Consider the following 14,790-nt stretch of genomic DNA (forward strand, 5'->3'; position numbering starts at 1 on the left):
AGTTACGCTTGTAACTTCCGCATAAAAGCCTTAGCGCTTTTTTTATCTGTAATCTCTTCTTCTTTCAATCGTTCTAATAACGCAACAAAATAACTGCCATCAAACTGCAATTGATGCTTAATTGTCGCTTCTATTGCTGCGTTTACAATGCCATCAGATGCACCCGTATATCCTTGTCCGAACATAATAAATCCTTGTGCTTCCTCTGATAATTTAAATCCTTTCGTATGTAAGAATGAAAGATAATCTTCTACTGTTTGCATGTTATTCCCACCTACTCAAAAATTCTCCACTTCCTATCATACATGTTTTTATACGCCATGAGAATGAAATTTCTTTGACAACTTTGTAAATCAATCGTCTACTTCGCTTATAAATAGAGGATTTCTTTACAATATGAAGGAATATGTACAGTGGAACTTATTCCTTATTAAAGGGGAGACATGATGAAACAAGCACTATTAATTATCGATGCGCAGCAAGAATTAATGGATGGAAATGAAAAAGAAAGTGAAGTTTTTCGTAAAACCGAATTATTATCTACACTCAATACAGCCGTGCAGAAAGCAATAGATTCCAATGCCCTTATTGTTTTCGTAAGAGATATCGATGTTGCTTCTGGTAGCGGCGTAGGCTTTGAAGTACATAATGAAATTCAAGTACCTCAGTCTGCAATCCTTATTAATAAAGCAGCCACAAACGCATTCTATGGCACTTCTTTACTTGAACTTTTAAAAGAAGAAAAGATTAACCATATTGTTATAGGTGGATGTAAAACAGAGCATTGTATTGATACCGCTGTGAGGACAGCAACTGTACAAGGCTTTGATGTTACATTAATTAAAAACGGTCATTCCACAACTGATTCTGACGTATTGACTGCAGAACAAATTATCTCTCACCATAATAAAATTCTCCATGGTCATTATAATGTTCATCATTTTTCTATGGTAAGGGATATCGAGGAAGACCTCTTTCAGCCGACTCATGATCAATATCGTGATTAACGAAAAAGAATCCTTCGTTCAGAAGGATTCTTTTTCACCCAAAAATTTGTGCTGCAATACTATATAACTCATTATTCCTTTTTAATAATTGACCGCTATTTTTCATCATAATTGGTGGTGTATTCACCTTTTTAAAACCAGTAATCTCTAATACTTTCATGAAATCTTTCTTTCCTTCTAGTACATCAATTCTTAATTTACCATTATGCCCTTTTGCTAAATCATGTACAATTCTCATTGCCATTTCATCATTTTTAGCAACAACCGGTCCTATTATTTTATTTTCTGGTGTTTGTATGCTTAAACCGTAACCTAATACATTTTGTTCCTTGTCCCTTACAACAGTGCACTGTTCACTTTGCATAATTCTTTTCTTTAAAAACTCTTTTCTATTTGTTCCAAACGCATATTCATCTATTTTTATTATTTTTTCTAACTCACCCTCTTCATAGTTCATCACATAATCTTCATTTCTTACACAATAATCATTCGCATTGTACGAGTTACATATGTATTTAGAAACATAACTTACTGCTCTAAATCCTAATTTTTCATATAAAGGTTTCCCTTCATCCGTAGCAATAAGCATAAATGGAGTTTGAGCTGATACGCTATTCATGCATGAATTTGTAATCATCTTTCCAATTCCTCTTCCCTTATAATCTGGATGTACAATTACCATTCCGATAGATGCCAACGCCTCCCCGTATAATATTATTGCTGCGCTAGCAATAAGTTCCTTTCTCTCATTCCATACGCCGTATACAATACCTGAGTTAAAAATTGTTTCAACTTCTTCCCTGTTATAATCCCAACCAATATAAGATGATAATGCTACAATATCGCCTATTTGTTCTTCCCTAAGACGCTCCACGCTAAATTCCAATTCAATCATACTCCACCCCCTTATCTAGCCATCTTCCCAATTCAACTTGTACATGTTACCCTTTATTTGTCACACACATATCCTATTTTGACCAAGACTATATTGTAAGTGAGGTGACAACATGCCCATTACAAATCGATTTTCTACCACCACTAACGGCGCACTTGCGATTACAGGAAACACACTCGGTTTAAGTAAAATCAGTAATCAAAACCGTGCTGGTACAATCGGGGCAATTGGCGCATTTATAACTACCAATACCGCTTTACAAGTAACTTCTTTTCCTGCTGGTACAACATTAAACTATACACAAAATAGTTCTACCGCTCTTTTAAATATACCTGCTGGTAGTACGATTCTTTACGCAGAACTCGTTTGGGGCGGAAACTATTTATCTCGTGATCAAAACATTACGAGCGTATTAGGCAACCCTGTTTCTTTTACAACACCTGTTTCAACATACTCGATTACTCCATCAGCTGTTACAGCTTCCAATCAAACATTCGTTTCGGGATCTATCACATTTGGATTCTATACACGTTCTGCAGATGTAACATCCCTCATTCAAGCGGGAGGATCTGGCTCTTATACAACCGGCTCTGTCCCTGGACTTGTAGATCCTATAGATGCTTCTAACGGAACAATTAATTCAGCTGGGTGGACGCTTATCGTCGCTTACCAAAATGGAACATTACCTGCAAGAAATTTAACCATTTATGTAGCAGGCAACCGGGTTTCTGCAGAAACTGGTAGTGCCGATGTATCTGTTTCAGGATTTTTAACACCTTCAGGAGGGCCTGTAAGCGGGAGATTGTTTTTAAGTTCTACCGAAGGAGATGCTGATTTAATTGGGGATCAGGCTCTATTCGGGCCAAATTTCAGTTCATTAAATGCCTTATCTGGACCTAACAATGCTGTAAATAATTTCTTCGGTTCTCAAATTAATAATGCCGCTGGAAACTTAGATACAACCGGGACATTTGGAACGCGAAATCAAAGTGCTTCTACAGGTACAAACATCTCCGCTGGAAGACAGGGCTGGGACATTACTTCCATTGATATTTCTCCTTATTTAACAAATTCTCAAGTGTCCGCCGCAATCCGTTTAACAACTAACGGAGACGCATATATGTTGAATACAGTCGGTTTACAAATCAACATAAATTCACCTAACATACAAGCAACAAAAAGCGTGAATAAAAGTGTTGCAGCAATTGGAGACGTTCTCACTTATACAGTTACTATCCCTAATACAGGGCTTCTCCCCGCCAATAACGTTATTTTTACAGACATTCTTCCTAACGGTACTTCCTTTATACCTGGAACTGTAACAGTAGATAATGTCCCGCAAACGAATGCAAATCCGGCCGCTGGTATATCTCTTGGAACCATTAATAACAGCGCTTCTCGTACAGTAACTTTCCAAGCTACTGTCGTTTCTTTTCCAAATCAAAATCCTATCTCCAACACTGCTAATATTACATTTCAATATACACCAATCGCTGGAGGAACGACTTTTAACGGTCTTGCAACAAGCAACTCTGCTGGAACACAAGTTAACCTCGCAGATATTAATGGCACAAAATCAGTTAACAAACTTTTTACCGATATTGGTGAAACGTTAACTTACAGTATCGCCTTAGCTAATATAGGGAATATTGCTGCAACGAACGTTATATATACGGATCCGATTCCTAGCGGGACTACTTTCGTTCCAGGAAGTGTAACTGTTAACGGAATTACGCAAGCTGGAGCGAATCCCGCAAATGGTATATCAATTGGGTCTATTGCTGCTAATTCTACGACTACTATTTCATTCCAAGTATCCGTTCCATCTATCCCCCAAACAAACCCCATATTAAATAGCGGGACTACAACTTATCAATACATTCCTGTACCAAATCAACCGGCATTAAGCGGGACTGATACGACGAATATTGTCTCCACTCAAGTGAATAATGCTATTGTAACAATGAAAAAAGCGGTAGATAAAAATTTTGCCGATATTGGTGATACACTAACGTACACCGTTTCCTTTACAGGTACAGGTAATACAAGTGCAAACAATGTTATTTTTACAGATGCCATTCCTACTGGAACAACTTTTGTTCTCAACAGTTTAACAATAGATGGCACGACACAAGTTGGAGCAACTCCCGCAAACGGTGTAAATATAGGATCCATTCCTACTGGTACGACAAAAAACATTGCATTTCAAGTAGTAGTAAATACAATTCCAGCGTCGAATGTCGTATCTAATAGTTCAAGTGCTTCTTATCAGTACACTATCAATCCTAGCCAATCACCCGTTACAAAAAACATTTCTTCTAATCTCGTTTCCACTCAAATTAATAATGCGAATGTAACAGTAACAAAATCAACAAATAAACAGTTTGCTACAATCGGCGATACAATCAGTTATACAATCCTTATCTCAAACAGTGGAAATACAGCTGCAACGAACGTACAACTAACAGATCCACTTCCAAATGGGACAATATTGACTCCAGGTACTGTAACACTAAACGGTGTTTTGCAAAATGTAAATTCTCTCGTTGCTTTGCCTATTGGCACAATTCCCGGCGGTGCTACTTTTACACTTTCTTTCCAAGTAACTGTCATCAATATTACCGCCCAAAATCCTATCATTAATAATGCTTTCGCTTCTTATTTATACACTGTAAATCCTAGTCTGCCACCAAATTCAAAAACAGCAAATTCTAATTCTGTTACATCAACAATTAGACTAGCAAACCTTCAAGCTACTAAATCTGTAGATAAAACGTTTGCAGAAGTTGGAGATATATTAACCTATACCTTTGCTCTTACAAACAACGGAAATGTTACGGCAAACAATGTATTACTATCCGATTCAATAGCGAACGGTACTTCCTTTGTACCGAACAGTGTTATCGTTAACGGCGTTAATCAGCCGGGCGCAACACCAGCTAGCATCAATATCGGTAACATCAATGCTAATACTACGATTACAGCTTCATTCCAAGTATTAATCGCTAGCATTCCAAACCCAAACCCGATTTCAAATAGCGCCTCCATTTCTTATAATTTTATTGTTGATCCAAATGCTTCACCTGTAAGTAAAAACACAACTTCAACTACTACATTTACGCAAGTAAACGATGCAAATGTCATTTCAGCTAAAACAGTGGATAAAGGTTTCGCTACTGTAGGGGATGTATTAACTTATACCGTCGTTTTAATGAATGCAGGAAGTGTTTCTGCTGATAGTCCTACTTTCGTAGATACAAATCCAGACGGTACTACCTTTATCCAAAACACGTTCCTTATTAATGGTGTACTCCAAAATAACGCCGATCCAAATGTCGGTGTTCCGTTACCTTCCATTCCTGCTAACGGCTCACTTACCGTCTCTTATCAAGTAACTGTCACCTCTTTACCAACACAAAACCCAACAATAAATTCATCTAGTACACAATATAGCTTTATTCTAAATCCGGGCGATCCACCAACTATAGAAACATCTTTAAGTAATACCGTAAGTACACAAATTAATGTAGCAAATGTAGTTATTGTCAAACAGGTAGATTTAACTATTGCTGATGTTGGGCAACCAATCACATATACCATTGCCCTAGCTAACCCAGGAAATACTCCAGCGAATAATGTAGTTGTTACCGATATACTCCCTTCCGGCACAACTCTCGTACCAAATAGTATTTTTATAGGCGGTGCTTTACAGCTAGGTGCAGACCCAAGTACCGGTCTTCAAGTCGGGACAATTCCTGCTGGCGGATTTACAACGATTGTTTTTCAAATAAGCGCAAGTAGTTTGCCTACACAAAATCCAATTCAAAACAGTGCTGCACTGCAATATAACTTTATTGCTGACCCAAATTTACCTGCTGTTGTGAGAATTGCTACTAGTAATATAGTAACGACTCAAATTAATACTGCTAATATTGTTTCTACAAAACTAACAAGTACATCTTTCGCTGATGTTGGCGATGTCATAACTTATGCAACGATTTTAACGAATAACGGCAATATCCCTGCCTCCAATGTAACGTTTACAGATATCATTCCAGCTGGTACCATCTTCCTTCCTAACACTGTAACGATTAACGGTGTCCCTATAGCTAATGCAAACCCTGCTAATGGCATTTTAATCGGTACAATAGGAGCGAATTCATCACGTACTGTCTCATTCCAAGTTTCTGTACCAACTATTCCTAGTCCAAATCCGATTACGAATCAATCGAGCACTACATTCCAATACATGTACGACGCATCCAAACCAATTGTAACGCAGATGGTGGCATCTAACACCGTACAGACGACTATTAATAATGCTACAATTGCCGCTGTAAAATCGGCAGATAAACAGTTTGCTAACGTAAATGATATGATTACGTACACGACTACTTTAACGAATAACGGGAACACACTTGCATCAAATGTAATTTTTACAGATGTAATTCCAAACGGAACATCATTTATCCCTAATAGTGTAACAGTAAATGGAAATACACTCCCTAATACTAATCCAGCAAGTGGGATTGCAATTGATCCAATAAACCCTAATACAAGTGCAACAATCTCATTTCAAGTAATAGTAAATTCCATTCCTAGTCCAAATCCAATCCCGAACCAAAGCAATACAGCGTACCAATATGTCATAGATCCTAACTTACCTCCAGCATCCGCTAATGCGTTAAGTAACGTAATAACAACTCAAATTAATAACGCTACAATCGTCGCTACTAAGTCAGTAAATACACCGACAGCTGCAATTGGGGATATCGTTACTTATACGATTGCCGTTACGAATACAGGAAATATTCCTGCTAGTGCTACAGTTTTAACAGATGGACTCGGCGCAGGCGCTTCATTTGTCCAAAACTCTGTAACTATCAATAATATTCCGCAGCCGGGTTTAGATCCATCACTTGGTATTCACTTAGCAGATATTCCCCCAGGAGATACTGTATTCATTACTTTTCAAGCACAAATTTTAGCGATACCACCTAGTGGCACATTAACAAATAATGCTCTTGTAAATTATGAGTATACCGTGAACCCAAACCAATCACCTGCTGTTGATAGCACAATTACGAATGTCACAGTATCTAATAACCAACTTTAAAACTATAAAGAAAATGTATATTCGATATCGATATACTTATCTTTACTAAGTGTGATTTTCTTTATTAGAGTTTTAAAAACCTCATGCATATCTTTTTCTTCATCGAGCATTGAAAAAGCTTCTTTAATTTTTTTCTCTTCTTTATTTCTCTTATTCTGATCTGTTAATTTAAGTAACGCTAACTCTTGCTCTTTAATTTCATTCTCGAAATTAAGATCCCGCTTCGAAAACATTTCTTTATCGATTAATCCTTCTACATATAAATCAATCAACTTCTCTTTTTTCACTTTTAACAACTTAATTTGCTTCTTAATTTCTGTAGATTTATCATTTCTTTTTTGATGCATTTTTGGATTGAAATGTATCTCTAGTTCTTTTTCTTGCTGCTTCAATCCATAGATAATCGCCTCTCTTATATCATCATAATGAACCGGGTCAAAGTTAACGCAGCGATTGAATCTAATATAATTACTGCATTTCATATATACCCACTCTTTTTTACTTCCTTTTGCGTATCTACCTGAATACTTAGCTGTAATTGGCTCACCACAATGTTTACAAAACATCATTCCTCTAAATTCATTTCTTGTATCTTGTTTTGTTTTCTTTTTACTTGCCCTATCGCTATTTACTACATTCCACAATTCTTTTGATATAATTGCTGGATAATGGTCTTCTATAATTGTTAATCTCTCTTTCGGAGTGTAAACTCTTTTCTTCTTTCCATCTACTTTTACTGTTTTATAACTATTTAAGACCAAATTCCCTTTATACGTTTGGTTCTTTAAAACCTTCCCTACAGTTGTATGCGACCATAACTGGCCAAATTTCGTATATGTGCCTTTATCGTTTAGGATATTTGCTATTTTTTTAAATCCATAGCCTTTATAGGATAAATCAAAAATTTCCCTTACAACTTCGGCTTCCTTTTCATTGATAACGAGTTTCTTGTCAATTACATCGTATCCTAATCCCGGTTTCCCAATAAACTCGCCTCTTCTTGCTTTAGCTTGCATTGCAGCAGAAACAGATACAGATATAGTTTTAGGTAATTGTGCAGCAAACATGGCAAACATTTCGAATTTAATATCATTGCCACCTTCATATAAACTATCGTAATTTTCTTCAATTGTAACCAAGCGTATCCCATGACCTATTAGAATTTCTTTAATTTCTAAGGCGTCCCTTAGATCCCTTGCTAAACGATGTATAGATTTAAATACAACTGTATCCAATTCGTTTCGTCTAGCCTTTTCTAATATCAGTTGCATCGCATGACGTTCTAGCCAAGCTGTACCAGAAATACCATCGTCAAAATATACTGCATTTGGATCCCACTCATATCCGTTTTTTTCTAACCAATAGCGACAAATATCAATCTGATTTTCAACAGATGAAACTTGCTCATCCCTATCCGTTGAAACTCGTACATAAACAGCGTACTTCAAAATTTTCACCCACTTATTTACTAAGAATATGATAATTAAATTATATATAAATTTTTCCCTGTGGGCAATTTTATGTTATTCATTTAACCAATCAAACAATAATCCTCGACATTCTTTCCTTCTCTCGACTACAAATTTACTTTCAATAATTCTATAAAAATAACCTTCAAAAGTATTTTTAACTTTATTTGCTTTTTCTGCGAAAATAGTTTCTTTAAATGCTTGAATCGCTTGGTTTATCACTTGTTCAATAGGCTTGTCTATTTTTGAACGTTTATATGCCATTAACACTCGATGATACAGCTTATAAATTTTATCTGCCGATTTGAAGAATGGAGCTACCACATCTCTGAATTGGCTTGGTACATTTTCTGGTGTAAAAGTTTCATCTAAATCTTCTAATTTAATTTCTTTAGATTCCCTTGCTGACGTTTCTTTTACGTTTAATTCGTTTTTTAATTCTTCTAGAGGGTGTGATTCAAAAAGTTTAGTTTCCTTGTCCGATTTTGCATCGGAAACCTTTGATTCTGTAAGTTTTTCTGCATCTTGCCGCTGTGACATTTTCGGTAGGACATTCGGTGTGACATTATATTTTTTTAAAAGGACATAGACGTTATGTCCATTTCCTCCACGCAATTTTCCTTCTGTTCGAATTGTTTTATGTCTAGATACTATTTCAAAATCCTCTAACACTTTTAATACCCTACGAACAGTTCGATCACTTATACTTAATGCCGTGGCAATAGTCCCTACCTTCAGAAAAGATACACCGGGAATCTTACAAGAATGTCTTGTTAAAAATTTCAATACTTTTATCGCTGACTCGGATAACTCATGTGTATGTTTGTATAAAAAAGAACATATCGCTTCATTCATCTCTTCTACTGATTGGAATGATTGTAATTCTTTGTATTGTGTATAATTTGCTGACCTAAGCATCTCCTTACCTCCCATTTATAAAAGTACAATAATCGTATTAATTACAATTAAAATCGTAGAAATTGTGTAGAAACCATAAAACCATACAAGATCCGATTTGCTTTCTAAACCGAAATAATCATTTAATCTTTGCATGTTCGTTCCTCCTTTTGAGTTCAACTATAAAAGTTCAACTATTTAAGTTGAATTATAACTCTCTAAATATTCAACGTCAATAGTTGAACGAAAAAAGTTTTACTATTTTCGTTTGTTGTTGTAAAATGGGTACAAGATAATCAGTGCTGCGGAGGAGAATAAAATGAAATTCACACTCGGAAATTCTTTAGATGAATTGGGGATCACGAAAAATAAGTTATCTACAGAATCCCAAGTAAGATACAATACAATTAGTGATCTGGTGAATGGTAACGCTAACGCTGTTCGTTTTGATTCGCTTGAAGCTATAATCGATGCTTTAAATTCCATCGCTTCAGAAAAAGGAATCGATAAAATTTACAAAATAGACGACGTAATACAATACATAAAAAAGAGCTAATCATTCGAAAATGATCAGCTCTTTTTTCATCATTAAGTAGTAGCGATTACATATACTTTTACAAACACATTATATTTATTTGCCAGTTCTTCTAATTTCTTTTCTCTATATTTTGTAATTGTAAAGAAATGAATAACTGGCACTTTTCCGTTATGCTTCTGTTTATAAATCTGCGTTAACTCTTCATATTTTTTTAATTTTTCATCGTTTACTATCATTTTCTGAGTACGATCTATTTCTACAGCGTGAAGTATTCTTTCCTCATCACGGAATTTCACATCTGGAATTATTTTTTTCTTTTTATTATCTTTTATATATTTAATTTCAGTTTCTACTTGCCAATCATCTGGACAATATAAATGTAACCAAGCCTCATTACGTAAAAGAGCGTGTGCAACTTTACCATGATGTACAACTTTCCCTTCACCGAACAATTTATGTCCTGACTGGTTTAAATAATATACATGCTCTTTATTGTAAACTACTTTACTTGTATAAATAGATAAATCTTTCAGAATTCGATTTGCATTTCTTATTCCACCCATTTCATGAATACTCATTAAATGTCTTCTCGTTGCAAACTGTAGCTTTCTAATCGTCGCAAGTATCGCCATTTGACGGTTGATTTGCATATGCGTTTGCATCCTCATGTTTCTCCACCTCATATCCTTTTAAATGCTCCCACATCATCTCATTACTAATGTAAGGCACTTGTATTTCTGTAAGTCTATCGGTTTTGAAAATCGCGCGTCCGGGAATGCTTTTTATCGTTTCTAATCCCGCTTCATCTATAACAACACTTGAGGCTGTTTGAGTCGGTAATCTAAAGCCTAATTTCGCATCACTATTTTGTTTTACTTGGCGCGGTAATGTATCCCCTGTCGGGTACTGTGTACAAAAAATCAATCTAAAACCTAAAGCACCACCTATGCGCGCTATATGAGAGAGCATTTGTTGACAAGCTCCTAATAACCTTTGCTGTTCTTTTTTCATACTTTTATCTGGACAAAGTTCTGCACCTTCATCCACAATGATAAAATAACGTTCTTTAATATTTGTTTCTACAACATTCGTATAATGTCTACATTTCATATATTCCATTTTCTCTTCCATCTTCTTGAGAATATTAGTTAATATCATAAAAGCTTCTGCGGGCTTTTCAGCAATAGAAACTACCTGTTTTAAATTCTTATACGGCCCAAACTCCAAGCCACTTTTTAAATCAATAATGTATAAATTAATATGTTCTGGTTGTGCTAAAGTAAGAGAAGTAACTACATTTTTTAAAAATACCGTTTTACCCATCCGTGTCAGACCACCTAGTGTCATATGTGGTGTTTTATCAAAATCATGATAGATAAGTTTTTCTAAACTTTGGCCCATTGGAACACACCAGCTTCCTTCTGCAACCAAACCTTTAGACCATGACCATTTTTTCGGTATATCCCTATGAAACACACGAATATTTAGCTTGTAATTATCATAATCAATTCGGACAGGTTTACCTAGCCCTTCAGAGACAACATCCTCTACCTTCTGAATAATTTTACTCGGCATTCCCACAGGCAACCGATATATATAAGTTGTACTTCGATCATCCTCTTTTTGTTCAAGAAAAACTGGATACTGTAATCTGTTCTCTCTGCGTATTGCAATTCCGCTTACTTCAAAAAAAACTTGTATTTTCTTTCGATCACTCTCTCTTTCTTTGAACCTTTCGCTAAATATAGCGAAAATTAAACCTGCGAATGGTACTGATAACAACTCCAGCATAAAATCACTCCTTATATCCCTCTTATAGAGGGTATATATCCCTGTTCCAAGGAATACGTGCATACAAGCTAAACTCCTTATGGCATAAGGGATAAAAAGTTTCCACATCGTATTCCTTCATAGAAATAAAACGAGAATATAACGTAGAAGGTATAGGAACGAGCCTGTAAGTGTTGTGTACAAGGTGACACGTGGAAGCCAATGTGGAACACTTTTCCCCATTTTTTCTGCTGTCTTCATTGCAACTACTGACAAGCCTGTTGCCGTCCAAATAATTAATGCTTCCCCTGCAAGAGTCATACTTGTTCCTCCTCTTCCTTTTCACGAAATGTAATACCTTTTCTTGTAAGTATGACATCATAACAATCCATTAGAATTTCCCAATTTAACACATCTTCTTCCTCACCAAATAAGTCTTCTTCCAATACCTGCGACAAACTGAAATAACCTTTATATTCTTTTCGATCATAAACTTTGTGATTAATCATGTGATTTCTAATTGATTCTGTTTCTTTTGTAGACCTTGATTCGTTATACATTTGACGTAATTCTTTTGAAGGATGTAAATATGGAGTTGTGTTTAAATGATTATACTGCCAACGCATATAGACCTCTCCCCTTTTGTTGTCTCTTCTTCCTTGTAGCCTTCCAAGTGGAAGTAATATAGGTATATGAACTAGAAAACAAAAACTTGTTTGTCCAACAACAAAAAAATCAAAAGGTTTTTCAAAAAATTGATTGAATGTTTTAAAGGGAGGGATTTTATGGAGTGTAAATTAAAAACGATTTTAGCAGATAGAATGATTAAACAATCTGCATTAGCAAAAAGAGCTGGCATAACAGATCAAACATTAAGTATGATAGTTAGAGGGAAAAGTGAACCAACACTACGAGTCGCTATGCGCATAGCAAAAGCTCTTGATATGAAAATTGAAGATATATGGATTGAAGTAGAGGAGTGATCCCCATGAATAAACCACCATTTAAGGCATTGAACACAATAATCGAAGGTTATTATCACCCCGAAGAGGGACTAGTTGAAGTTGAAGATTTCATCAAAAATTTTGAGGAAGAATCTTTATTTGTACTGGATTACAAGGGAATTATGTATCAAAAAACATCTGCTCAAAAATATAATCAAGACTATGAAATACTATTACTTCCCTATACAGACTTGCATTCAAATTCTAAACAAGATTTATTGCAACTATTAAAACGTAAAACTATTGTTTATTTCACGTATACAGACTATGATCAGCAGCAAGAAGACTTCATTCCAGATATGGGAAGTCAAATTTTTTCATTTATGAGTCATATGTTAAAAGGTGTACAGCAAAATAAAAAAGCAATTCCAGTACGCTTTATTTTGATGGATATTGAAGCAGTTGGCTTTATTCCTAAACTCCCGAAATTTATGGCTGGATGCAGAGGATTTAATGTAGGCACTTGTTTATTCATCGATGATAAAGAAACTCTCCTGTACGGATATAACAAAGAACAAGTAGATAAAATTTATTTAAACAGTACCGTTGTTTCAAAAGAGCTTACATAAGAAATGAAACCTCACTTCTCATATTATTTTAATTAACACAGCTTATTTAATATATGGAGGGGATTTTGTGGAATTAAGAAAGACTACAGATGGAGAAACTTTCATTATAGAATTACAAGAAAAGAAAAGTTCTACAGGTAATCAATTAAAAAGATTTATATACTTCTCAATTGGCATATTAGGTCTGCTTGTTTCAGTAGCATTATTCTTTACTATCATCGGAATTTTACCTGCTATCGGATTAGCGTTTTTCTCAGTTATTTTCATGTATAAAGCAATGGGGAAACAACTTGTGAAATGTCCTAACTGTAGTAAAAAACAACCAGTTGTACATAAAGCTGAAGCTTTTATTTGTCATAGATGTAATAAGCGTACCCTTGTTGAATGGAAAAAATAAAATTAACCACCTAATAAATGGTGGTTTTTTGCTGTAAATTCAAATATTACCGTATTACTGGTTTTATATGTTAGAATTTAATGTGTTTTCATTTTAATTTTATAAGAACTAAAGAGAGAGGGATATCAGGTGTCGTTAACTAGTAAATTAGATGCTAAAAATAAAAAAGATAAAGAGTTTAAAGACATACTTCTACATGTCGAGCCAAAGAAAGAAGCTTACTATACATTAAGTGGAAAGTTACCTTTCTCTGAAGAGTATAACATGCATGTACCATATAATTTATCTAAAATACATAATTCAAGTTTAGTCGGAACAGCTTTTGACTATTTAGCCCGATTTAGAATTGCTCAATTTTTAAAAGACGAAACTGCAATAAGAGATTTGGTGGCTTATAAAGGCTTTGAAAAATTAAACAAATATATTGATATTCCATATGAAATTTTAGAGTCATGGATAGAAAAAGTGTTAGTGTTTATTAATGATGGTTCAATGTTAATTTCCGATTTATACGAAATATCTGTAAAGCTAGCTAAATTAGATCAAGTATTTCGGGCTAGGATTAATAAAGAAAATATCGATCGTAACTATTTTATCATCGAAAATAGCCCAGACGAAGTAATTAACGAATTAGATAATTTGTTAAAATTGTTTGAAGAGAAATTCATGATTCCAGAGATTATTAACGAAAAGAGTAACGTAATATTTAATCCTAGTTTTGGGGTATCTTCACTTTTAGTTAGTGGTGCAGATGCAGACATATACATCGATGGTGTTCTTTATGACTTTAAAACAACAAAAGACAAATCCCTGAAACAAAAAGATAATTTACAAATGATTGGCTACTATTTATTAAATGATTTAGCAAAAGCGACAATATCAAATGATTTGGGTTTTAAATACACAGACATGGAAATAAAAAAATTATCATATTACAAAGCGCGTTTTGGTGAAATAGAGTTTTACGATGTTGAAAAACATTTACCATACGAAGATGTAAAATCCAAGTTAAAACAATTGGCAGGATATTTCACGAAAAATCCCGGAAGGTTAAATTTCGCGCCAATGTTTGCTGATGTTGAAACTGCTAAAGAGATATTGAAAGAAATAAGTACAGATGCACTTTGA

General features: G+C 34.8%; 15 protein-coding genes and 1 pseudogene. 7 read left to right on the forward strand and 9 right to left on the reverse strand.

Going from position 1 to position 14,790, the window contains the following annotated elements; all coding sequences use genetic code 11:
• Positions 1 to 2 precede the first annotated feature (2 nt).
• Positions 3 to 263: a DUF6123 family protein gene (locus QCI73_RS18975; RefSeq protein ID WP_001195212.1), complete on the reverse strand. Its 261-nt coding sequence runs from the start codon at positions 261 to 263 to the stop codon at positions 3 to 5.
• Positions 264 to 446: 183 nt separating this feature from the next.
• On the opposite strand from QCI73_RS18975, the gene QCI73_RS18980 reads away from it, so the two are divergent.
• The gene (locus tag QCI73_RS18980) at positions 447 to 1,007 is read left to right on the forward strand and encodes a cysteine hydrolase family protein (RefSeq protein ID WP_327923076.1); all 561 of its coding nucleotides are present in this window, start codon (positions 447 to 449) and stop codon (positions 1,005 to 1,007) included.
• A 34-nt stretch (positions 1,008 to 1,041) separates the two neighbouring features.
• On the opposite strand, the gene QCI73_RS18985 is transcribed toward QCI73_RS18980, so the two are convergent.
• Complete coding sequence (locus tag QCI73_RS18985; RefSeq protein ID WP_000570999.1) at positions 1,042 to 1,902, reverse strand: GNAT family N-acetyltransferase; 861 nt, start codon at positions 1,900 to 1,902, stop codon at positions 1,042 to 1,044.
• A gap of 112 nt (positions 1,903 to 2,014) precedes the next feature.
• Here QCI73_RS18985 and QCI73_RS18990 point away from each other — a divergent pair.
• Positions 2,015 to 7,003, forward strand: a pseudogene (locus tag QCI73_RS18990) (DUF7507 domain-containing protein); the annotation flags it as partial.
• A 17-nt stretch (positions 7,004 to 7,020) separates the two neighbouring features.
• Here QCI73_RS18990 and QCI73_RS18995 read toward each other — a convergent pair.
• From QCI73_RS18995 to QCI73_RS19005, 3 genes are all read right to left on the reverse strand, one after another.
• Positions 7,021 to 8,475 (reverse strand): recombinase family protein, encoded by a 1,455-nt coding sequence (locus QCI73_RS18995; protein ID WP_353823544.1) that lies wholly within the window; start codon positions 8,473 to 8,475, stop codon positions 7,021 to 7,023.
• Positions 8,476 to 8,541: 66 nt separating this feature from the next.
• Positions 8,542 to 9,405, reverse strand: a complete 864-nt coding sequence (locus tag QCI73_RS19000) for a helix-turn-helix domain-containing protein (protein ID WP_353823545.1) — start codon at positions 9,403 to 9,405, stop codon at positions 8,542 to 8,544.
• Between the two features lie 15 nt (positions 9,406 to 9,420).
• The gene (locus QCI73_RS19005) at positions 9,421 to 9,540 is read right to left on the reverse strand and encodes a DUF3961 domain-containing protein (protein WP_353823546.1); all 120 of its coding nucleotides are present in this window, start codon (positions 9,538 to 9,540) and stop codon (positions 9,421 to 9,423) included.
• A 163-nt stretch (positions 9,541 to 9,703) separates the two neighbouring features.
• Here QCI73_RS19005 and QCI73_RS19010 point away from each other — a divergent pair, with 163 nt between their 5' ends.
• Positions 9,704 to 9,940 carry a helix-turn-helix domain-containing protein gene (locus QCI73_RS19010; protein ID WP_042512999.1) on the forward strand — a complete coding sequence of 79 codons (237 nt, stop codon included), beginning with the start codon at positions 9,704 to 9,706 and terminating at the stop codon, positions 9,938 to 9,940.
• 32 nt (positions 9,941 to 9,972) lie between these two features.
• On the opposite strand, the gene QCI73_RS19015 is transcribed toward QCI73_RS19010, so the two are convergent.
• The 4 genes from QCI73_RS19015 to QCI73_RS19030 all read right to left on the reverse strand — a co-directional run bounded on the left by QCI73_RS19015 (position 9,973) and on the right by QCI73_RS19030 (position 12,318).
• The gene (locus QCI73_RS19015; RefSeq protein WP_042513000.1) at positions 9,973 to 10,590 is read right to left on the reverse strand and encodes a replication-relaxation family protein; all 618 of its coding nucleotides are present in this window, start codon (positions 10,588 to 10,590) and stop codon (positions 9,973 to 9,975) included.
• On the reverse strand, positions 10,532 to 11,713 hold the full coding sequence (locus tag QCI73_RS19020; protein WP_353823548.1) for an FtsK/SpoIIIE domain-containing protein: 1,182 nt from the start codon (positions 11,711 to 11,713) through the stop codon (positions 10,532 to 10,534). Before QCI73_RS19020 ends, QCI73_RS19015 begins: the two co-directional genes overlap by 59 nt.
• Before the next feature lie 117 nt (positions 11,714 to 11,830).
• Entirely contained in the window at positions 11,831 to 12,013 is a 183-nt protein-coding gene (locus tag QCI73_RS19025) for a hypothetical protein (protein WP_353823549.1), read from the reverse strand.
• Positions 12,010 to 12,318 (reverse strand): hypothetical protein, encoded by a 309-nt coding sequence (locus tag QCI73_RS19030; RefSeq protein WP_061684710.1) that lies wholly within the window; start codon positions 12,316 to 12,318, stop codon positions 12,010 to 12,012. Before QCI73_RS19030 ends, QCI73_RS19025 begins: the two co-directional genes overlap by 4 nt.
• A gap of 159 nt (positions 12,319 to 12,477) precedes the next feature.
• Here QCI73_RS19030 and QCI73_RS19035 point away from each other — a divergent pair, with 159 nt between their 5' ends.
• The 4 genes from QCI73_RS19035 to QCI73_RS19050 all read left to right on the forward strand — a co-directional run bounded on the left by QCI73_RS19035 (position 12,478) and on the right by QCI73_RS19050 (position 14,790).
• Positions 12,478 to 12,675 carry a helix-turn-helix transcriptional regulator gene (locus QCI73_RS19035; RefSeq protein WP_061684711.1) on the forward strand — a complete coding sequence of 66 codons (198 nt, stop codon included), beginning with the start codon at positions 12,478 to 12,480 and terminating at the stop codon, positions 12,673 to 12,675.
• 5 nt (positions 12,676 to 12,680) lie between these two features.
• Positions 12,681 to 13,265, forward strand: a complete 585-nt coding sequence (locus QCI73_RS19040; RefSeq protein WP_353823550.1) for a type IV secretory system conjugative DNA transfer family protein — start codon at positions 12,681 to 12,683, stop codon at positions 13,263 to 13,265.
• Between the two features lie 67 nt (positions 13,266 to 13,332).
• Positions 13,333 to 13,662 (forward strand): hypothetical protein, encoded by a 330-nt coding sequence (locus tag QCI73_RS19045; protein WP_353823551.1) that lies wholly within the window; start codon positions 13,333 to 13,335, stop codon positions 13,660 to 13,662.
• 129 nt (positions 13,663 to 13,791) lie between these two features.
• A complete protein-coding gene (locus tag QCI73_RS19050; RefSeq protein WP_353823552.1) occupies positions 13,792 to 14,790 on the forward strand; it encodes a hypothetical protein in 999 nt (332 codons plus the stop codon).

Origin of the sequence: Bacillus cereus group sp. MG16, assembly GCF_040459875.1 — a bacterium.
Classification (GTDB): domain Bacteria; phylum Bacillota; class Bacilli; order Bacillales; family Bacillaceae_G; genus Bacillus_A; species Bacillus_A paranthracis.